This window comes from Rhodococcoides navarretei, from assembly GCF_038069675.1.
In the GTDB taxonomy this organism is placed as follows: Bacteria; Actinomycetota; Actinomycetes; order Mycobacteriales; family Mycobacteriaceae; genus Rhodococcoides; species Rhodococcoides navarretei.
Map to the genome: position 1 here is coordinate 3,562,006 of NZ_JBBPCN010000001.1, position 19,297 is coordinate 3,581,302.

The window sequence follows — 19,297 nt, forward strand, 5'->3', positions numbered from 1 at the left end:
CGTCAGATCAACCCCTGCTTACTCGCCGCATATACCGCCTCGGCTCGTCTGGACACCGCGAGCTTGCGCATGATGTTGCTGACGTGGAACTTCACGGTCGTGGCCGAGATGAACAGCCTCGTTCCGATCATGTTGTTGGACAATCCCGTTGCCAGTAGCCGTAGCACTTCGAGCTCGCGCTCGGTGAGGCGCTCGATGCTGCTCGATGTGCCGTTGAGAGAACGGACAACAGCCGAGGCGCTCCGCGAGTCGAATGCACTCTCGCCTCGCGAGACCGCCCGGATCGCGCGTACCAACTCGGTGGTGTCGACGTCCTTGACCACGTACCCGCGCGCTCCCGCATGCACGGCCTCCACCACGAGTCGGTCGTCGAGGAAGGTCGTGAGCACCAGCAGACCGATTCCGTGGTGCGCCTTCGCCAACTGCGCACACAGCGCAAGCCCCTCGTAGTCCGAGCTGGCCGAGAGCTTGAGGTCCATCAGCACGATGTCGGGCTCCACCCGCGCGACGACAGCCAGTCCCTCCTCCCGAGTGGACGCCTCCCCCACGATGGTCAGGTCGGACTCGCGTTCGAGTACCGAACGTAGCCCGTCGCGAAGAATTGCGTGATCGTCGACGAGCACGATGCGCACCGTCGGTGCCACCACCTGCCCTGTCCCCGTGCGAACAGTTGGAACGCTCACTGTGTTTCGCCCTTCTCGGAATGTTCCTGGAGTGGAATGCGCACCGCTACACGCACTCCCCCGGTTCGGGCTCGGCGGATTTCGAGAACGCCGCCGTGTTCGCGGGCGCGGGTCGCCATGTTCGCCAAACCGCGGTGTCGGCCGTCGACATCGGTCGATTCGGCCATGTGCAGCATCATGCGCAGGTGGGCCGGATCGCCGTCCCCGTCGTCGGCGATCGACAGCTGCACCTGTTCGGGCGAATACGTCAATCGCAGAATTGCTCGCGACGCGTGCGCGTGCACCGCTGTGTTGAACAGCGCTTCGCCGGCGATGCGGAGCAACGCGTGCTCGCATTCACTGCTCAACTCGATGGGAGTTCCCTCCACGCGCAACGACACCTGCAGCTCGTCGGGCATGTGGACCACCGAGAGCTGCTCGAGCATGTCCGGCAGCGACGTACGGTCGGCGTCCTGCGGGTGATTGAGCGCGTAGATCGCCGACCGTAGCTGTTCCACCGCTCGACGCGTCAGATCCTTGGCCAGATCCAACCTGTCACCACGTTCTTCGGCCGAGATGTCACTGCGACACACCTCGATCTGCATACCGGCGGACAACACGGCCTGGGTGACACTGTCGTGCAGTTCGCGAGCGATGCGGTGCCGCTCGTCGTCGAGCACCTGGTGTCGATGCGCGGCACCCAGTTGCCGCTGCGTCAGCAACAGTTCGGCATTGCGGGCTGCGAGATCATCCGCGGTTCGGTTCGCCTCGGCGTAGGCACTCTCGGTACGTTCGAGCAGTTGCCTTCGACTTTGGAACAGGGCCGAATTCTGCAGTGCCACAGCGGTTTGGCTGGCAAGAATACTCAATACAGCGGCGTCGGTAGCGTCGAGCACTCGTTGTTCGCCGGTCCACGCCGCGAACGCACCGACAACGCGGCCGTCGAACGCGATCGGTACGAATGCATGGTGAGCGGAGATGACCGGGGTCTGCCCCTCCCCGCAGGTGGACGTCCGGATCGACTCGAGGCAGACGATGACGTCCTCGGGCAGCGGAGGCCCCTCGACGTTGTCCACCAGAAACGGTGTGGCGTCCGGTCCGAGTACCAGCCGACGAGGCCCTGCGTCCGGCAAGGCCCCATCTGCGAGAGCGAACACGACCCAGCGGGCGCTCAGGTGAGCGCGAGCGGCCTCGGCCACTGCGCACACCAGCGTTTCCGGACCGTCGACCGTGCGCACCAACGCCCGTGAAATCAGCTCCAGCGCATAGACGACACGTTCCAAACGTTCTGCCGCGCCCCGATACTGGGGGTAGAACGTGTTCTTTCCCGAGCGCAGCCCGGTCAACAGCGAAAGATCCGGTCCGGTTGTCACAACGCGCTCCGGAACAGGTCGACCATCTCGCGGTGCGTGGCCGAACGCGGATTGGTGGACATGCACGCATCACGTAATGCATTGGTTGCCAACACATCCAGATCGGATTCGCTCACGCCGATCTCGGCCAGGCCCGCAGGAACACCCACTTGCCGAGCGAGTCGGTCGACCCTGTCGGCAACGGCCATCGCCGCCTCCTCCGGCCCGGCACGCCCCTCGTCGAGCCCGAGACTGGTCGCTATCGCCACGTACGGCAACGGATCCTCTGCTGCGTTGAAGCGAATGACGTGTGGCAGCAGCACTCCGTTGATCACCCCGTGTGGGAGGTCGAGCAGCCCTCCCACCTGGTGACTCATGGCATGAGTGGCACCGAGTATGGCGTTCGTGAATGCCAGGCCGGCTTCGAGGCTTGCCTGCGCCATCGACCCGCGCGCCGCCATATCGGTGGGCTCGTCGATGGTGCGAGCCAACTGTGACATCACCATGGTGATCGCTCGGAGCGCATGGTGGTCGGTCAGCTGGTTGTGACCGAGCGAGACGAATGCCTCGATCCCGTGCGTCAGCGCATCCAAACCGGTTGCAGCGTTGAGCCATTCGGGCATCGTGGTCAGCAGCATCGGATCGATCACGGTGATGTCCGGAACCAGCGCTCGGCCGAGGATGGTGATCTTGGTCGAGCGCGCGGTATCGGTGACGATGCAGAACTGTGAGACGTCGGCTCCGGTACCGGATGTCGTCGGCACCATCACCAGCGGTGGGATCGGCCGGGTGGCCTGATCGACGCCCTCGTAATCGAGGATTCTGCCGCCGTTGCCGGCGAGAATGGCGATCCCCTTTGCCGCATCCATGACAGATCCCCCACCGATGGCCACCAGCACGTCGCAGCCGAAGTCGGCGTAGTACCCGTGCCCGGCCTCGATCTCGACATCTTTGGGATTGGGGGTCAACGCACTCCAGACCTGGGGTGCCAGCCCCTGCGCAGTCAGCAGATCCACGAGCTGACCGGCCCAGCCACTCTCGATCAACCCCGAGTCCGTGACGAGCATCGGCCGAACCCCACCGAGGCGGCGTGTCGCGTGCGCGACCTCGCCCAACGAATCAGGACCGAACACGATCTCGGGCGCATGGAACTTGAGCACTCGCGGCGTCTCGGCTGCGCTGCGCTGCGCATCGAGGTCGTGCAGCGCCTTGCCGACGTTCGCCGTAGCTGCCTGGTCCACCGTTCACACCCTCGCTGTATTCGGTCCCGAAACACTCGAACCTGTGATTCAGGTTACAACCTTACGAGCACGGCCGGTACGATCCCACCAGCACCGGGCCAGGTTCGCACCTACCCGTTCGGGTAGGTGAAGGGTGCGATCGGCTCAGGACAGCGCGTGTCCCAATTCGGCTGCCTGCGCCGCCAGCTGTTCCCCATCCCTCGCCACCACTACTCGGTCACAGATCTGCTCGTAGTCCTCCATCGAGCACGCGGCCTGCGCCCAATAGCGGCGGGCCTCGGGAGTGATCCACGCGATGCGGTGCACCTTGGACCGAATCTTCTCCAACGCGTCGAGACCCGACGGTCGTCCGTTGCACCGCCCGTCCCCCACGATGATGACCGCTGTTCGCTTGTTCAGCACGTCCCCGTGCGACTCCAGGAGGTCGGTGAAGGTTCTGCCGTAATCGCTGCTGGCTTCGAGGTCGAGGCGGGCGTCGGCGAGCACCGCGGCCAGAGCGCCGTCGCCGGTGCTGCCGAGCAGTGTCGTCGTCACGTCCACCGGTGCATCGACGAACCCCATCACCGTGCATCGGTGCGCGCGAGAATGCATGGCCTGCGCAAGTCTGAGCGTGAACGCGGTGATCGGTCGTACCGACAGAGATACGTCGGCCAGCACCAGGAGTCGGACCTTGTCGGGTACAGGAGTTTTCGTCACCAGGCGAAAAGGGATGCCGTCGGTTCGCAGACTCGACCGCACGGTGCGCCTCATGTCCAACGGCCCTCGCGAGTGCTCGCGTGGCCGCGGTCGCGGAGTACCGCGCATGTGCCGCAGCACTTCGTGACTCGCACGCTCGATCTCTGCGTGGCTGTCGATGGGTCGGCCGACACCCTCGACCGGCATCGGTGCCGACATCGTTCCCGTCAACTCGCCCAGAGCCTGTACGAATGCCTCGACGGCATCGGTGATCCGATCCAGCATCGCGGTACTCAGCGGACCCGAATCACCGCCGTCGCCATAGACGCTGCGCGGATCGTACGCATCGAACCACGCCAGGATGCTCGACGGATCCTCCCAATTCAGTTGTCCCGCAACCGCTCCGCTGGTGCTCGACGCCAACTCCCCTGCCGCCGTCGATCCGGACCGCTCCAGGTCGACGGTGTAGGTGACGCCACGCCGTCCCATGTCTCCGTCGGTGTCGATCGACAGGTCGTGGTCCTCGGAGGACAGGCTGATGTCGTCGTCGTCCTTGTGGGGGTTGAAGCCCTTGTCTGCCTCGGGCGCGTCGAGCAGATCCCCGATCTCGACAGCTCGTTCGTTGTACTCGGCGTACTTCGCGGCCTCCTGATCCGCTCCCACGTCCAGGTCCGTCGGAAGTCCGCCCGCGACCTGTGCACCCAACGGCGATCGATGCTCGTCCACAGCACTGTCGATGGGGGCCTCGAACATCGACTCGAAGGCGAGATCGAAACCGTGCTGTTCGTGGTCGTACTTGGCACACGTCGCGCGCAGTGCGGCACGCAGAATCGTGAGGTCACGGCCCCCGAGGAGACCGAGGACGCGTCGTACCTCGATGACCTCGGCCGGCGACGCCGCCACTCCAAATCGCCTGAGCGTCCGCCCGAAGACTGCTGCCAACACATCGAGCACCACCGATGCCGAGAACGGTTGATTCCCGGTCATCGTCGTATTCCGATGCCGCCCTTGTCGCGTCCACCGTGTCCCCGAAAGGCCGTCGCGGTCGTGTTGACGACCGCTCCGAGTGATGTTGCTGCAGAGGATGTTTCTGCTACCGGCCCGGCCATGGCGATCTTCATGTCCGACGAGTACTTGACCAGCGCGGCAAGCAGATACTTGCGGGTGTCGGCGGTGTGTCCGAGTACCGACGCGATGCGGGCCGCGTCGATCACCTCCGAGATGGACGGGCTCTTGCGCAGCGGTAGCTCTCGCAATTCCGTCGCCAATGCCACGATGTCGGCTGCGATGTGTGCGGGCACCTCGGGAGCACGAGCGGTCACGATCTCGCGTTCTCGCGCCGCAGTCGGGTAATCGAGGTGAAAGTGCAGGCAGCGTCGCTTCAGAGCCGAGGACAGCTCACGAGTGTCGTTGGAGGTCAATATCACCCACGGATCGCTGCGCGCGGTGAACGTGCCGACCTCGGGGATGGTCACCTGCTTCTCGGCGAGTACCTCGAGGAGCAATGCCTCCATCGACTCCTCGGTGCGATCGACTTCGTCGACCAGGAGCACCACCGGCTCTTCCGAGAGCACCGATTCCAGCAAGGGGCGCACGGCGAGGAAGGGTTCGGAGTAGAGGCCGAAGTCCTTGGCCGCGAGCATCGCCGACGCGTCGTCGATGTCGGTGACGTGCTGGGTGAGCGCACCGATGTGTTCACGCAGCATCTGCACGTGCAGAAGCTGTTTGGCGTAGTCCCACTCGTACAGGGCTCGGTTGTCGTCGAGACCCTCGTAGCACTGCAGGCGCACGAGCTTGCGACCGCTCGCCGCAGCAAGGGATTTCGCCAGCTCCGTCTTGCCCACGCCTGCCGGGCCTTCGAGCAGAAGCGGGCGATCGAGCGCTGTCGCCAGATGCACCACGGTGGCGAGGTCGTCGTCGGCGATGTAGTCCTGCTCGCCGAGCGCGCGCTGCAGATCGGCGGCGTCGGTGAATCGAACGGTGCCGGTGTCGTCGCTACGCACTGTCGACAGCGAGGTCATGTGTTTCCCTTCGTGGTGCGGCGGAGCCGCAGTGGTGCGGTTATGTGCCGCCCGGGGCACATAACCGCACCACTGCGCAGCATCAGTACGACTCGTTGATCGCGTGCGAGACGACGGGGATCATCGATTCGACGGTGACCTCACGCGGGTTGCCCGGGGTGCACCAGTCTTCCTGGATGTGCTCGGAGATCTTCAGAACCGACTTCTCGTCGCCCTTGATCACGTCGCCCTTGCCGGCGTACTTGCCGGTGTTCATCCGGTTCTTGTCGTACGTCGCCGAACGGATCGATCCGAAGTTGTCGGGAATGCCGACGTCCTTGGCGAGGCGGATGGCGGCTTCGACGGCAGCGTCGGCGGCCTGAACGGTGGTCATGTTCTTGGTGTCGACGCCCATGGCCACGGCGATCTCGGCGTAGCGCTCGTAGCGTGAGGGCAGGTTGTACTCCCACACACGCGGCAGAGCGATGGCGTTGTTGAGGCCGTGAGCGCTGTCGTAGAACGCACTGATCGCGTGCGAGATCGAGTGAATGACACCGAGTCCGCCGGAGTTGAAGGCCTGCGTGGCGATGTACTGGGCGTTCATCATGCCCTCGCGAGCCTTCAGGTTGCCCGGGTCGTACACGGCCTCGCGAAGATGCTTGGACACCAAGCCGATCGAGTAGATCGCGTTGCCCAGCGACGGTGCGAAGTCCAGACGCGAGACGTAGGGCTCGGCACCGTGGGCAAGAACGTCGAAGCCACAGAACGCGGTCCACTGCTGGGGGCAGGTGTAGTAGAGCAGCGGATCGTCCAGTGCCAGAGTCGGTGTCGACGCCTCGTCGAAGGCGAGCCACTTGTGCGGCTTCTCCATGTCCGAGGTGTCGGTGATGACGTAGGCCCAGGACGTCTCCGAACCGGTTCCGGCAGTGGTGGATACCGCGATGTGCGGTGGGTTCTGCTTGTTCGTGGACTTGGAGAATCCCTCGAACTCGTTGATGTTGCGGCCGTCGTGGGCGACGACGACGCGGATGCCCTTGGCCGCATCGTGGCTGGAGCCACCACCGACGGAGATGACGCTGTCGCACTTCTCCTTCTGGTACAGCGCAGCACCGTCCATGACGTTGTAGTCCTTGGGATTGGACTCGACCTTGTCGTAGAGGACCACTTCGACGCCCTGGTACTCGATCTTGCCGATCAGTTCCTCGATGATTCCGGACCCGCGCAACCCGGTCGTGACGAGCAGCGAACGCTTGAATCCGAGTTCCTTGGCTTCAACGCCGATCATGTCGTGAGCGCCGACTCCCAGCTTGGCGCGTGGCAGCGGGTGGAACTCCTTGATGGGGAATTCCCAGATCTGATTGAGCTCGATAACCATCGGTGTCTCCTCGGTGAGTGTGAGTGACAAGACGCCTACACCTGTGATCGGCGTCTCACTGGTGACCACACTCCACCGCCCGGCACGTCGATGGAACACCTGGAGGCGCAAACCCTGCCAACGACCCGAGCGAACTACCCGATCGGGTAGGACCGTTCGCTCACCCTCGGCAGAGGCGACTCACAGACTGTGCCGCACTACCGATCTCGTCGTTGTGCCACCGAGAATCCGAGAACCGAGATCAGCGCGAGCGTGATGACGAATCCTCCGTACAGTTCCACCGTCGTGCTCAGACCGAGGCGGTGCACCGCCAGCCCGGCGACCACTGCGGGCACGCTGAACGCGAGGTAGCTGATGACGAAGGTCGTGGCGAACACTCCACCTCGCTCTGCGGCGGGGACCAAGGCACCGAGCGTGCGCATCGATCCGAGAAATGTTGCTCCCCAGCCCGATCCGGCAATCACCGCCCCGACGAAGTACATCGCTATCGACTCGATCTGCACCGACACCAGTGTCAGCGCGACACCTGCCGCCAACACGGTCGCACCGGTCATCATCACCGTACGGGGGAACCGATTGCGCACCACTGCAGCTGCCACCGCACCCGTGGCGAACAGCGCGAAGATCTCCAGCCCGCCCACTATGTGGTTGTCCACGCCGAACACGGTGCCGATGATGGACGGCCCGAGCGAGAGGTGGAACCCGCCGAGGGACCAGGTCGCGAACAAGGCGGGAGCGATGAAAAAGAACGGTGCTCGCACCGACTTCGGGATCGACATCCTCGGCAGCAGGGTCGACGCGAGATGGCGTCGGGAGTCGAACCCGCGCATCGCCGACGTCTCCGGTACGAACAGCAGCGCGACGGCCAGCGTCAGGGCTGCAACGATCAACAGGACGAAGACGAGAATCTCCGGTGCCGGTGCCAATTGCACCAACAGTCCGGCACCGAGCGCGCCACCGGCAAGCCCCAGTGAAGGAGCAACGCTGTTGAGCAACGGCCCGGTGGAGGCGTTGGGCTGCAGATCGATGACGGCCGCACTCATCGCTCCCGTAGCCGCGCCGGCCGCGACTCCCTGGACGACGCGTGCCGCGATGAGCATCGGGACGCTGTCGGCGACGATGAACAGCACCAAGCTGACTGCGAGCAGCAGTAGTGAGGCGATCAGAATCGGTTTGCGCCCGATGTGGTCCGACAGACTACCGACGGTGAGCAACGTGGACAGCAACGCGACCGCATACACGGCAAAGACGACCGTGAGGGTGAGAGCGCTGAATCCCCAGGCCTGTTGGTACACCGGGTACAGCGGTGACGGGGCCGACGCGGAGGCCATCAGGACCAGAAAGGCAATTCCGACCACCCAGAACGCGTACCGGTGCGGAATTCGCGCCGCGGTCCGTCCCGCCGGACTCCGCGTGTCGACACCGACCATGTGCTTCCTTCCACTGCAGTGATCCTTAGCTCAGTGAAAGACAACGCGCAGGATCGCCTCGCATTCCCGGACGATCAGTGTTGCTCTGCTCGTACGTCGTCGAACAGCAGCTCCCCCTCGGGATACCGCTGCGCGCTCGCCGGCAAACGGCCTTCGCTCCCGCTCAACCACACCGATACTCGGCCGGTTCCCGAACCGCTCGAACCGACCTCTTCGACGCGTCGGACCGTCTGGTTGGCCACCGCGTCGGCGCTGTCGAACAGCGTCACCTCGGTGGGCAGCTGTGCGACGATCTCGCCTCGCACAAGCGGATAGTGCGTGCAGCCCAGCACGATCGATTGGACGTCGTCGGGGGTGGCTGCCACGGCGGCGGCGATGGCAGCGCTGATCCCCCGAGCGTCTCCGCGATCGATCGAATCCGCCAGACCGTGACACGCCACACTCGTCACCGTCCGGTGCGAGGCGAACTCCTCGATCAGCCGCCCCTGATAGGCGCTGGCAGTCGTGGCCGCCGTCGCCCAGACAGCAATTCGATCGCTCACCGCCGCAGCGGGTTTGATCGCCGGAACGGTGCCCACCACCGGAACCGTGTCACCGAGCGCGGCCCGGACGTGACCCAGCGCCGTCACACTGGCGGTGTTGCACGGAAGCACGACCACCTCGGCACCGAGGTCGACGGCATGCTGCGCCGTTCCGACCACCCGATCGATCACCCACCGATCGGGCTTGGGCCCCCACGGAGCGTTGTCCGGATCCATCATCAGCACCAGATCGAGCTCGGGGCGCGCTTGTCGCAGCCGCGCAGCCGTCGGGAGCATTCCCAACCCCGAGTCGATCAGTGCGACGATCATGCCAGCGCTTGCTCGACGTCGCCCACCAGATCGGCACCGTCCTCGATACCGACGGACAGCCGCACCAGATCGTCGGGGACCTCGAGCAGCGAACCGGCCGTCGACGCATGGGTCATGGCACCCGGGTGCTCGATCAGCGATTCGACGCCACCGAGCGACTCGGCGAGGGTGAAGATCTCGGTCTTCGCGCAGAAATCGAGAGCGGCCTGCTTGCCACCGGCCAGGCGCACCGACACCATGCCGCCGAAGCGTCGCATCTGCTTGGCGGCGACCGCATGGGACGGGTGAGATTCGAGTCCGGGGTAGATGACCGACGAGATGGCCGGATGTCCGTCGAGGAATTCGACGATCTTCTCGGCGTTGTCGCTGTGGCGTTCCATCCGCAGCGCAAGGGTCTTGATTCCACGCAAGGTCAGGAACGCGTCGAACGGTCCCGGAACGCCGCCTGCACCGTTCTGCAGGAACGCGAAGGCCGTGTCCAGTTCCTCGCTGTCGGTCACCAACGCACCGCCGACCACATCGGAATGACCACCGATGTACTTGGTGGTCGAGTGCAGCACCACGTCGGCACCGAGGCTCAGAGGCTGCTGCAGGTACGGGGACGCGAACGTGTTGTCGACGACGAGCTTGGCCCCGCCCTCGTGCGCGACACCCGAGAGCGCCTCGATGTCACCGACGTTGAGCAACGGGTTGGTGGGCGTCTCGACCCAGACGAGCTTCGTGTTCGGTCGCATCGCCGCACGGACCTCGTCGACGTCCGACACCGCGGCCACCGAGTACTCGATGCCCCACTGGGTGAAGACCTTGTCGATCAATCGGTAGGTGCCGCCGTAGGCATCGTTGGGAATGACGAGATGATCACCGGGACGCAGCGTTGAACGCAACAGGCAGTCCGTCGCCGCCATGCCCGAGGAGAACGCCCGGCCGTAGGTGCCGGATTCGATGGCCGCGAGGTTGGCCTCGAGCGGACGACGAGTCGGGTTGCCGGTGCGCGCGTACTCGAATCCGCTGCGCATGCCGCCCACGCCGTCCTGCGCGAAGGTGGAGCTGGCGTAGATCGGCACGTTCACCGCGCCGGTCAGCGGATCGGGCTCGTAACCCGCGTGTACCGCCTTGGTGGAAAAGCCCTGCCAGGACGTGTTGTCTGCCTTGCTGCGCTGCTCACTCATGACCTCCACACTAATCGGCCTGCTGCGCTCGGCAGGGGCGTGGGTAACCTGCGAAGACAACCCCCAGCGGAAAGAGGCACCGTGGCCAACTCCCAGAGCGTCGACGAACTGTTCGCGATCGATTCACTCCTCGACGACGAGGAGCGACAGATCAGGGACACCGTGCGCAAATTCGGCAACGAGCGCATCCGTCCGCACATCGCCGACTGGTTCGACGAGGGCACGGTACCGGCGCGAGAACTGGCCAAGGAACTCGGCTCACTCGGGTTGCTGGGCATGCACCTCGAGGGCTACGGCTGCGCCGGAACGTCGGCGACGGCGTACGGCCTGGCCTGCCTCGAACTCGAAGCCATCGACTCCGGCATCCGTTCGCTGGTCTCGGTGCAGGGCTCGCTGGCGATGTTCGCCATCTGGAAGTACGGCTCCGAGGAGCAGAAGCAGCAGTGGCTACCGGGGATGGCCGAGGGCTCGCTGATCGGCTGCTTCGGCCTGACCGAGGCAGACTACGGTTCCAACCCGGGCGGCATGCTCACCCGCGCCAAACGCGACGGTGACGACTGGATCCTCAACGGCAGCAAGATGTGGATCACCAACGGACCCATCGCCGACGTCGCCGTCGTCTGGGCACAGACCGACGACAAGATCCGCGGTTTCGTCGTGCCGACCGACACTCCGGGATTCACCGCGAACACGGTCAAGAAGAAGCTCTCGCTGCGCGCCTCGATCACGGGCGAGTTGGTCTTCGACGACGTACGGCTGCCTGCCGATGCGATGCTGCCCGAGGCCCGCGGTCTGAGCGGACCGTTGAGCTGCCTCAACGAGGCCCGCTTCGGCATCGTCTTCGGCGCGATGGGCGCCGCTCGGGACTGCATCGAATCGGCCGTCGAATACTCCAAGACCCGAGCGGTCTTCGACAAGCCCCTCGCCGGATATCAGATCACGCAGGCCAAGCTCGCGAACATGGCCCTCGAACTCGGCAAGGGACAGCTACTCGCTCTGCACCTGGGCCGACTCAAGGACAAGGGCGAGCTGCCGGGCGAGCGGGTGTCGCTCGGCAAGCTCAACAACGTGCGTGAGGCCATCAAAATTGCCCGAGAATGCCGAACGATTCTGGGAGCCAACGGAATCACGCTGGAATACCCGGTTCTCCGGCACGCCAACAACCTCGAATCCGTCCTCACCTACGAGGGCACGTCCGAGGTCCATCAACTGGTGATCGGGCAGGCCCTGACCGGCTCGAGCGCGGTGCGCTGACGCGCAGTGGTGTGGTTGAGTGCCCCCTGGGGCACTCGACCACACCACTGCCGCTAGGCACCCTTGCTGAGGAATCCGAGCAGATCGTGGCGAGTGATGACGCCGACGGGCTTGCCTTCTTCGACGACCATCAGCGCATCGGATTCGCCGAGTGCCTTGGTGGCGTCGGAGACGGTTTCCCCGGCACCGATCAGCGGGAACGGCTCACTCATGTGCTTCGCAACCGGATCTGCCAGAGCTGCGCGTCCCTCGAACACTGCGCTGAGCAGTTCGCGTTCGGTGACGCTGCCTGCGACCTCGCCTGCCATGACGGGCGGCTCGGCACCGACGACGGGCATCTGCGAGACGCCGTACTCGCGCAGAATCTCGATGGCGTCGCGCACGGTTTCCGACGGGTGGGTGTGCACCAGATCCGGCAACGCGCCGGACTTTCCGCGCAGGACCGCGCCGACGGAAGTCTCCTCGGTCGTACCGTCCAAGCGCGAACGCAGGAACCCGTACGAGGACATCCACGAGTCGTTGAAGATCTTCGCCAGGTAGCCGCGGCCACCGTCGGGCAGCAGAACGACGACCAACGCGTCGGGGCCTTCGCGCTCGGCAACCTGGATCGCGGCCACGGCGGCCATGCCGCACGAGCCGCCGACCAACAGGCCTTCCTCGCGGGCGAGGCGACGAGTCATGTCGAACGAGTCGTTGTCGGACACGGCGATGATCTCGTCCGGGATGGACGGGTCGTAGGCGGTCGGCCAGAAGTCCTCACCGACACCCTCGACCAAGTACGGACGTCCCGTGCCACCGGAGTACACCGACCCCTCGGGGTCGACGCCGATGACCTTGACCTTGCCGCCGGAGACCTCCTTGAGGTACTTGCCGGTGCCGGAGATGGTGCCGCCGGTGCCGACGCCTGCGACGAAGTGAGTGATCTTTCCGTCGGTGTCGGCCCAGATCTCCGGACCGGTGGTCTCGTAGTGGCTGGCCGGGCCTGCGGGGTTGGAGTACTGGTTCGGCTTCCACGCTCCCTCGATCTCGCGGACGAGCCGATCGGAGACGCTGTAGTAGCTGTTGGGGTCGTCGGGTGCGACGGCCGTCGGGCAGACCACGACCTCGGCTCCGTAGGCGCGCAGCACGTTGCGCTTGTCCTCACCCACCTTGTCGGGGCACACGAACACGCACTTGTAGCCGCGCTGCTGCGCGACCAGTGCGAGTCCGACGCCGGTGTTGCCGGACGTCGGTTCGACGATGGTGCCGCCGGGCTTCAGTTCGCCGGCCGCCTCGGCCGCGTCGATCATCTTGACCGCGATGCGGTCCTTGGACGAACCACCCGGGTTGAGGTACTCGATCTTTGCCGCGACCGTGCCGCCGCTGCCGCCGACGACAGTGGACAACTTCACCAACGGGGTGTTGCCGATGAGTTCGGTGATGTGCTGTGCGATGCGCATTGCTCCATCTTCCCAGATGCGGGTATTCGACTCTCGGTCACGGCCGTCGAGACCGCGCATACGATGGTGTCGACGGCGCGAGGAGAGGGATCGATCTGTGACGGCGAGCGGATGGCGTACCGCTGCGAAGGCGAGCGCCGCGACGGTTCTCGCAGGCTCCGGAGCAGGGACTGCGTCCTGGGCCGCGTACCGGCATCTGATGGCGCAGGCCGCTGCGGCACGGGGTGTCATCGGGCGCACCACCGCCAAACCACCGGAGGCCGACGGCGTCTACACCGCGGGATGCGCGGCCCCGGAACGGTGGCGGATGGGAAATTCAGCAGATATTCATCTGATGATCTTCGGCGACTCCACTGCAGCGGGAGTGGGCTGCATCGTCGCCGACGAAGTTCCCGGCGTGCTGCTCGCCCGCGGACTTGCCGAGGAAACCGGGCAACGAATTCGGTTGAGCACCAAAGCAATTGCCGGCGCTACCTCGAAGGGGCTCGAAGGCCAGGTCGACGCGATGTTCGTCGCGGGCCCGCCCCCGGACGCAGCGGTCATCTTCGTCGGCGCGAACGACGTCACCAAGAAGTTCTCCATTGCCGCGTCGGCGGCCCGGTTGGGCGACGCGGTCGAACGACTGACGGCCAAAGGCTGTGTGGTCGCCGTGGGCACGTGCCCCGATCTCGGTGTCGTGACGGCCATTCCGCAGCCGCTGCGCACCGTCGTCCGCAATTGGGGTCGACGCCTCGCGAATGCCCAGACGGCCCGCACGCTCAGCGCAGGCGGGCATCCGGTGGCGCTGGCGGATCTGCTCTCCCCGGAGTTTCTCGCGGCGCCCGACACCATGTTCTCGGCGGACCGCTTCCACCCGTCGGCCGCCGGCTACGAGCTCGCAGCGCAGCAGATTCTGCCGGTGCTCGCATCGGCACTCGGTGTGTGGCACGGCGGTCCGCTGCCCGAGTTGCCGACCGTGTCCGCAGCCGTCGAATCGCGCAAGGCCATCCCCCGCGCCACGGCCGCACTCGACCGCTTCCTGCGCAGAAGAACCGCCGAGCTCGATGCCGAGATAGTCACTGCGTCGGAGGATCTCGTACGTCGTGACAACGTCGATTCGTCGGGGTTGTAGGTTCGGTCAGAAGACATCGCCTACTCGGCGGTAGCAGAGCAGATTCGATCAGAAGGAGATCACATGCCAGAGGCAGTCATCGTCGCCACCGCGCGCTCACCGATCGGCAGGGCGATGAAGGGGTCGCTCAAGGACATTCGTCCCGACGACCTCACCGCACAGATGGTCGCCGCTGCGCTGGCCAAGGTGCCCTCGCTCGACCCCAAGGACATCGACGACCTGCTCCTGGGCTGCGGCCTTCCCGGCGGCATGCAGGGCAACAACCTCGCCCGCATCGTCGCGGTTCAGCTCGGTTACGACTCGCTCCCCGGAACGACGATCACGCGCTACTGTTCGTCCTCGCTGCAGACCACCCGGATGGCGCTGCACGCGATCAAGGCAGGCGAGGGTGACGTGTTCATCTCCGCCGGTGTCGAGAGCGTGTCCAGCTTCGTCCACGGCAGCTCCGATTCGCTTCCGGAAAGCCACAACCCGATCTTCGCCGACGCCGAAGCTCGCACCAAGAAGGCACAGGAAGAGGGCGCGGACAGCTGGACCGACCCCCGCGAGAACGGCGAGCTGCCCGACGCGTACATCGCGATGGGCCAGACGGCCGAGAACGTCGCACTGCTCACCGGCATCACCCGCGAGGACCAGGATCACTGGGGCGTCCGGAGCCAGAACCGTGCCGAAGAGGCCATCAACGCCGGCTTCTTCGAGCGGGAGATCACCCCGGTGACCCTGCCCGACGGCACCGTCGTCAACACCGACGACGGCCCTCGCGCCGGCACCACCTACGAGAAGATCAGCCAGCTCAAGCCGGTCTTCCGCCCCAACGGCACCATCACCGCGGGCAACGCCTGCCCGCTCAACGACGGCGCAGCAGCGCTCGTCATCATGAGCGACACCAAGGCCAAGGAACTGGGCCTGACCCCGCTGGCCCGCGTCGTCTCCACCGGAGTCACCGGTACCTCCCCCGAGATCATGGGCCTCGGACCCATCGAGGCCACTCGCAAGGCGCTCAAGATCGCTGGCATGTCGATCTCCGACATCGACCTGTTCGAGATCAACGAGGCGTTCGCCGTGCAGGTCCTCGGATCGGCCCGCGACCTTGGCATCGAGGAGGACAAGCTCAACGTCTCCGGCGGTGCCATTGCGATCGGCCACCCGTTCGGCATGACCGGTGCACGCATCACCACCACGCTGCTGAACAACCTGACGACACACGACAAGACGTTCGGCGTCGAGACCATGTGCGTCGGCGGCGGCATGGGTATGGCCATGGTGCTCGAACGCCTGAGCTGACCCCTGGCAACGAAAAAGCCCCGCCCTCCTCGAAGGAGTGGCGGGGCTTTTCGCGTGAGTACTAGTCGTTCTGGAAGTAGCTCAGCAGACGCAGGATCTCGACGTACAGCCAGACCAGCGTGATGGTCAGACCGAGGGCTACGCCCCAGGCAGCCTTCTCCGGTGCCTGTGCGCGGATCAGCTGATCGGCCTGGTCGAAGTCGAGCAGGAAGCTGAAGGCCGCGATACCGATGCAGACGAGGCTGAAGATGATGGCAATGGGTCCGCCGTCACGCAGTCCGAATCCACCGTCCATGAAGAAGCTGGCAACCAGGTTGCCGAGCATCAGGACGACGACACCGATGAGGGCACCGACGATCATCCGAGTCAGACGCGGGGTGACGCGGATGGCACCGGTCTTGTAGACGATCAGCATGCCGAAGAACACGCCGAAGGTACCGAGGATGGCCTGGCCGATCAGTGCAGATCCGCCGACTCCGCCGAACGAGATGTCGGTGAACATCAACGACAGCGCGCCGAGGAACACACCTTCCGCCGCGGCGTAGGCAAGCACGATTGCCTTGTTGTCCATCTTGCGACCGAACGTCGCGAACATGACCAAGCCGAAGCCGATCAAGCCTCCGCCGATCACGAACGGGATGGCCAAGCCCGGATTACCCGAGACCAGGAAGTACGAGATGATCGCCGTGACGCTCAGCACACCGAGGGTGATGCCGGTCTTGGTGACGACGTCGTCGATGGTCATGGCCCGCTGAGCGGGCTGCGTGGTGTACGGGTCGGCCTGCGTTCCGGGATGCTGGCCGAAGGTTGCGGCCTGCGAGGCTCCAGCCGTCGCAGATCCGAATGTGGCGTAGCCGCCGCCCTGCTGCTTGGGCAGGTTGCGGAACACCGGGTTGCTGGAGGTGCGCACCGTGTCTCTTCCCTTCGTAAGTTCTGATCCCCACCGGGGATCTCCCCGTCGGTCATCAGTAGAACGTCTGACATCCGGACAAAAGTTCCCGAGCGGAGAACTTCTACGACGGACAAATCGGACTCTACCGGGTACGGCCTCGACACGCGGAGACGACCGCGTGTGTGACACCGAATCGAAACGGGCACTATGAGGAAATGGCAATCGAAGACGGACCCGACCAGACTTTGGACCCCAGCGAAAGCGTCGACTCCGACGAGGTGCGCAACGACGACGGCGATACCGTGGTCGATCCCCCGGACCACTGGAGCGAGGCCAACAGCTTCGGCACCACCGCCCGTGAGGCAGCCGAGGGCGAGAGCCTGGATCTCAAGCTCAGCGAGGAAGAACCCGACATCGCAGTCGAGGAGGACCTCGACCGCCCGATCACCGAGACCCCGGACGACGAATTGACCGAGGAACTGGTCGATCACGTGGTCGAGGAGTCGGACGAGGACCCCGACATCGACTACGCGGAAGGCCAGCGTCAGGCCGAGATCGTCGAGGGCACCCTCGTCGAGGACCTCGGACGCAACCGGGGACAGATCGACGGAACTCCCGAAGACGGCGGCCCGGTCACCTGATGCTCACCGTTACTCGCTCGGGCGTACCGAGCGAGCGACGGTGAACTTGCCGTTGCGCCCCATCTGATCGGTGGGGCCGACGGCGTCGGCCAATTCGCGTCGATAGTTCAGATGCGTGTTGAACACCGTCCACAACTGTCCGCCCGGCCGCAGTACTCGGCCCGCCGCGGCGAACAGCTTGCTCGCGCCGCCCGTGTGCACCGCTGCGCCCTCGTGAAACGGGGGGTTGCAGACCACGAGATCGACCGACCCGGACTCGAACGTGGACATTGCGTCGTCGGCGACCACCGAGATCCGCGCTCCGTTCGCTTTCGCCGTCGCCGCTGCCGACAAGATCGCTGCGGACGAGCGATCAGTGGCGAACACCTCGAGGTCGGGCCTCGTTCGGGCTAGTTCGGTGGCGAGAATTCCTGTGCCACAACCCAAGTCGACGGCAACACGAGCACGCGGCAGCATCTTCGGAAGGTACTCGAGCAGGTATCGCGTACCGATGTCCAGACCGGCTCCCGCGAACACCGCCCCGTGTGCGACCACCGTCAAGTCCAAGTCGGCAATCCGCTTGCTCACCGGATACGTCATGCCCGACGCCACCGCCCCGCGTGCGGTGAGCACTCGGGCCTTCTGCCGTCCGCGGCCGGCCGTGACGGTCTCGAACGACCTTCGCAGCACGTCGTTCATCGCCGGTGTCATGTGCTTGTCTCGTCCGCCCGCCAGGACGACGACGTCCGACGACGCGTGTGCGGCGATGCGCTCGGCGATTTCGGTCAACTCGGCCAGTCCTCGAGGCAGTTGCATCAGCACCACCCCCACACCGTCGAGCAGTGCGGCATCCAGCGCGTGCTGGGTGTAGGTGCCCGCCATCGAGACTCGGGCGGCGTTCAACTCGAGCGCCCGCACGCCGGTGACCGCGTCCTGATGGACCCGGACCGTGGTGAACCCCGAGGCGACGGCCCCGAGCGTGAGGGCTCCGTACCGGTCGCCGATCACCGCGATGGGTGTCGTTCTGTCGATGCCGGGGAGTTCGTCGACGGTATCGAGGACGAGACGGTCCGCGGCGTCCACGGCATGGAGGTTCGGTGCCTCGGCGTCGGGCTCACGGCGTAAAGCGTCGAACAGGGTTTCATCGGGCACTCGAGCAGTATCCCACCCGGCTGTGGGTGACCCTCCAGGGTCGTTCCGCAGGCTTACCCCCGCGCGGGTCCCGGCAGAGCCAGCGCGGCGAGTAGCTATTGCAGCGAATGAGGGGCATGCTCGGGGAATGGAACACCAAGACAAGAACGAGGCGCTCTTCAGCCATCCCGACGATGCGTCCACCGATGCACATGCCGAAACCTCGAAGCCGGCCGTCTACACCGCCCTCTTCAGCGGCGCCAACGACTAGCCCTTCACGACAGGTAGCGCAGGTACTCCAGCGCCTTGGTCGCGTGCACGTGACCGCGCTCGCTCCGTACGACCATCCGCACCGTTCGGTGCCGATCTATCACGAATGTCGTCCGCTTCACGGACAACAATTGCCGTACGTATCCACGCTCGGCTGCATGCGCGCGTCCGCGTTCGAACTCCCGGAGCCGACGCCGCCGGGTGAACCACCCGCCCCGCCGCACCCCGAACTGCTCGGCGACAGTACCGTCCGAATCGGACAGCAGGGGAAAGTCGAACGATCGTTGCAGTGCGAAGTGTTGGTTGCTGTCCCGGGTATCGGTACTGATGCCGACACGGTGCGCGCCGAATCTCTCGAACTCCGAGCCCAGGTCACGGAAGTGACATGCTTCCGCGGTGCAGATCGGACTGTTGGCGGCCGGATAGAAGAACAGGACGACAGGCCCCGACGCAGTCAGGTCGGTAAGTGCGCGTAGCTCCCCGGAATGGTCCGGAAGCTCGAAGTCCGGGGCGGTATGTCCGATACGCATGGGGCGAGGCT

The 19,297-nt window shown here is 65.2% G+C and carries 18 protein-coding genes; 5 read left to right on the plus strand and 13 right to left on the minus strand.

Features of this window, described 5'->3' with window-relative positions:
• Positions 1-2 precede the first annotated feature (2 nt).
• The 9 genes from AABD04_RS16625 to AABD04_RS16665 all read right to left on the minus strand — a co-directional run bounded on the left by AABD04_RS16625 (position 3) and on the right by AABD04_RS16665 (position 10,755).
• Positions 3-683 (minus strand): MadR family response regulator transcription factor, encoded by a 681-nt coding sequence (locus tag AABD04_RS16625; RefSeq protein WP_341441841.1) that lies wholly within the window; start codon positions 681-683, stop codon positions 3-5.
• Positions 680-2,035 (minus strand): MadS family sensor histidine kinase, encoded by a 1,356-nt coding sequence (locus AABD04_RS16630; RefSeq protein ID WP_341441842.1) that lies wholly within the window; start codon positions 2,033-2,035, stop codon positions 680-682. The genes AABD04_RS16625 and AABD04_RS16630 overlap by 4 nt, the downstream gene beginning before the upstream one ends.
• Positions 2,032-3,219: an iron-containing alcohol dehydrogenase gene (locus AABD04_RS16635; RefSeq protein WP_341443087.1), complete on the minus strand. Its 1,188-nt coding sequence runs from the start codon at positions 3,217-3,219 to the stop codon at positions 2,032-2,034. Before AABD04_RS16635 ends, AABD04_RS16630 begins: the two co-directional genes overlap by 4 nt.
• 180 nt (positions 3,220-3,399) lie before the next feature.
• Positions 3,400-4,917, minus strand: a complete 1,518-nt coding sequence (gene madC / locus AABD04_RS16640; RefSeq protein WP_341441843.1) for a MadC family VWA domain-containing protein — start codon at positions 4,915-4,917, stop codon at positions 3,400-3,402.
• Entirely contained in the window at positions 4,914-5,951 is a 1,038-nt protein-coding gene (locus tag AABD04_RS16645) for a MadB family AAA-type ATPase (protein WP_243608273.1), read from the minus strand. The genes madC and AABD04_RS16645 overlap by 4 nt, the downstream gene beginning before the upstream one ends.
• Before the next feature lie 82 nt (positions 5,952-6,033).
• Positions 6,034-7,305 (minus strand): NDMA-dependent methanol dehydrogenase, encoded by a 1,272-nt coding sequence (mdo, locus tag AABD04_RS16650; protein WP_032376592.1) that lies wholly within the window; start codon positions 7,303-7,305, stop codon positions 6,034-6,036.
• A 197-nt stretch (positions 7,306-7,502) separates the two neighbouring features.
• Positions 7,503-8,735: an MFS transporter gene (locus tag AABD04_RS16655; RefSeq protein WP_341441844.1), complete on the minus strand. Its 1,233-nt coding sequence runs from the start codon at positions 8,733-8,735 to the stop codon at positions 7,503-7,505.
• A 74-nt stretch (positions 8,736-8,809) separates the two neighbouring features.
• Positions 8,810-9,586: a glutamate racemase gene (locus tag AABD04_RS16660; protein ID WP_341441845.1), complete on the minus strand. Its 777-nt coding sequence runs from the start codon at positions 9,584-9,586 to the stop codon at positions 8,810-8,812.
• Positions 9,583-10,755, minus strand: coding sequence for a cystathionine gamma-synthase (locus tag AABD04_RS16665; RefSeq protein ID WP_341441846.1), 1,173 nt, complete (start codon positions 10,753-10,755; stop codon positions 9,583-9,585). The genes AABD04_RS16660 and AABD04_RS16665 overlap by 4 nt, the downstream gene beginning before the upstream one ends.
• Positions 10,756-10,836: 81 nt before the next feature.
• On the opposite strand from AABD04_RS16665, the gene AABD04_RS16670 reads away from it, so the two are divergent.
• Positions 10,837-12,009 carry an acyl-CoA dehydrogenase family protein gene (locus AABD04_RS16670; protein WP_243608275.1) on the plus strand — a complete coding sequence of 391 codons (1,173 nt, stop codon included), beginning with the start codon at positions 10,837-10,839 and terminating at the stop codon, positions 12,007-12,009.
• 53 nt (positions 12,010-12,062) lie between these two features.
• Here the strand turns inward: AABD04_RS16670 and AABD04_RS16675 are convergent, their stop codons facing one another.
• On the minus strand, positions 12,063-13,448 hold the full coding sequence (locus AABD04_RS16675; RefSeq protein WP_243597248.1) for a cystathionine beta-synthase: 1,386 nt from the start codon (positions 13,446-13,448) through the stop codon (positions 12,063-12,065).
• A 97-nt stretch (positions 13,449-13,545) separates the two neighbouring features.
• Between AABD04_RS16675 and AABD04_RS16680 the strand changes: the two genes are divergently transcribed.
• Entirely contained in the window at positions 13,546-14,559 is a 1,014-nt protein-coding gene (locus AABD04_RS16680) for an SGNH/GDSL hydrolase family protein (protein WP_341441847.1), read from the plus strand.
• Positions 14,560-14,622: 63 nt separating this feature from the next.
• Complete coding sequence (locus tag AABD04_RS16685; RefSeq protein WP_341441848.1) at positions 14,623-15,843, plus strand: acetyl-CoA C-acetyltransferase; 1,221 nt, start codon at positions 14,623-14,625, stop codon at positions 15,841-15,843.
• A 61-nt stretch (positions 15,844-15,904) separates the two neighbouring features.
• Here the strand turns inward: AABD04_RS16685 and AABD04_RS16690 are convergent, their stop codons facing one another.
• Positions 15,905-16,753, minus strand: a complete 849-nt coding sequence (locus tag AABD04_RS16690) for a Bax inhibitor-1/YccA family protein (RefSeq protein ID WP_243597246.1) — start codon at positions 16,751-16,753, stop codon at positions 15,905-15,907.
• 197 nt (positions 16,754-16,950) lie between these two features.
• Between AABD04_RS16690 and AABD04_RS16695 the strand changes: the two genes are divergently transcribed.
• Positions 16,951-17,376, plus strand: coding sequence for a hypothetical protein (locus AABD04_RS16695; protein ID WP_341441849.1), 426 nt, complete (start codon positions 16,951-16,953; stop codon positions 17,374-17,376).
• A gap of 9 nt (positions 17,377-17,385) precedes the next feature.
• Here the strand turns inward: AABD04_RS16695 and AABD04_RS16700 are convergent, their stop codons facing one another.
• Positions 17,386-18,507 carry a class I SAM-dependent methyltransferase gene (locus AABD04_RS16700; RefSeq protein ID WP_341441850.1) on the minus strand — a complete coding sequence of 374 codons (1,122 nt, stop codon included), beginning with the start codon at positions 18,505-18,507 and terminating at the stop codon, positions 17,386-17,388.
• A gap of 127 nt (positions 18,508-18,634) precedes the next feature.
• Between AABD04_RS16700 and AABD04_RS16705 the strand changes: the two genes are divergently transcribed.
• Positions 18,635-18,757, plus strand: coding sequence for a hypothetical protein (locus tag AABD04_RS16705; RefSeq protein ID WP_335741310.1), 123 nt, complete (start codon positions 18,635-18,637; stop codon positions 18,755-18,757).
• 4 nt (positions 18,758-18,761) lie between these two features.
• Here AABD04_RS16705 and AABD04_RS16710 read toward each other — a convergent pair whose 3' ends face one another.
• On the minus strand, positions 18,762-19,286 hold the full coding sequence (locus AABD04_RS16710) for a peroxiredoxin (RefSeq protein ID WP_341441851.1): 525 nt from the start codon (positions 19,284-19,286) through the stop codon (positions 18,762-18,764).
• Positions 19,287-19,297: the final 11 nt, after the last annotated feature.

Coding starts and splice junctions, on each gene's coding strand:
- madC (WP_341441843.1), bottom strand. CDS start 4,917: ATGACCGGGAATCAACCGTTCTCGGCATCGGTGGTGCTCGATGTGTTG.
- AABD04_RS16660 (WP_341441845.1), bottom strand. CDS start 9,586: ATGATCGTCGCACTGATCGACTCGGGGTTGGGAATGCTCCCGACGGCT.
- AABD04_RS16695 (WP_341441849.1), top strand. CDS start 16,951: ATGGCAATCGAAGACGGACCCGACCAGACTTTGGACCCCAGCGAAAGC.
- AABD04_RS16645 (WP_243608273.1), bottom strand. CDS start 5,951: ATGACCTCGCTGTCGACAGTGCGTAGCGACGACACCGGCACCGTTCGA.
- AABD04_RS16685 (WP_341441848.1), top strand. CDS start 14,623: ATGCCAGAGGCAGTCATCGTCGCCACCGCGCGCTCACCGATCGGCAGG.
- AABD04_RS16705 (WP_335741310.1), top strand. CDS start 18,635: ATGGAACACCAAGACAAGAACGAGGCGCTCTTCAGCCATCCCGACGAT.
- mdo (WP_032376592.1), bottom strand. CDS start 7,305: ATGGTTATCGAGCTCAATCAGATCTGGGAATTCCCCATCAAGGAGTTC.
- AABD04_RS16675 (WP_243597248.1), bottom strand. CDS start 13,448: ATGCGCATCGCACAGCACATCACCGAACTCATCGGCAACACCCCGTTG.
- AABD04_RS16655 (WP_341441844.1), bottom strand. CDS start 8,735: ATGGTCGGTGTCGACACGCGGAGTCCGGCGGGACGGACCGCGGCGCGA.
- AABD04_RS16710 (WP_341441851.1), bottom strand. CDS start 19,286: ATGCGTATCGGACATACCGCCCCGGACTTCGAGCTTCCGGACCATTCC.
- AABD04_RS16665 (WP_341441846.1), bottom strand. CDS start 10,755: ATGAGTGAGCAGCGCAGCAAGGCAGACAACACGTCCTGGCAGGGCTTT.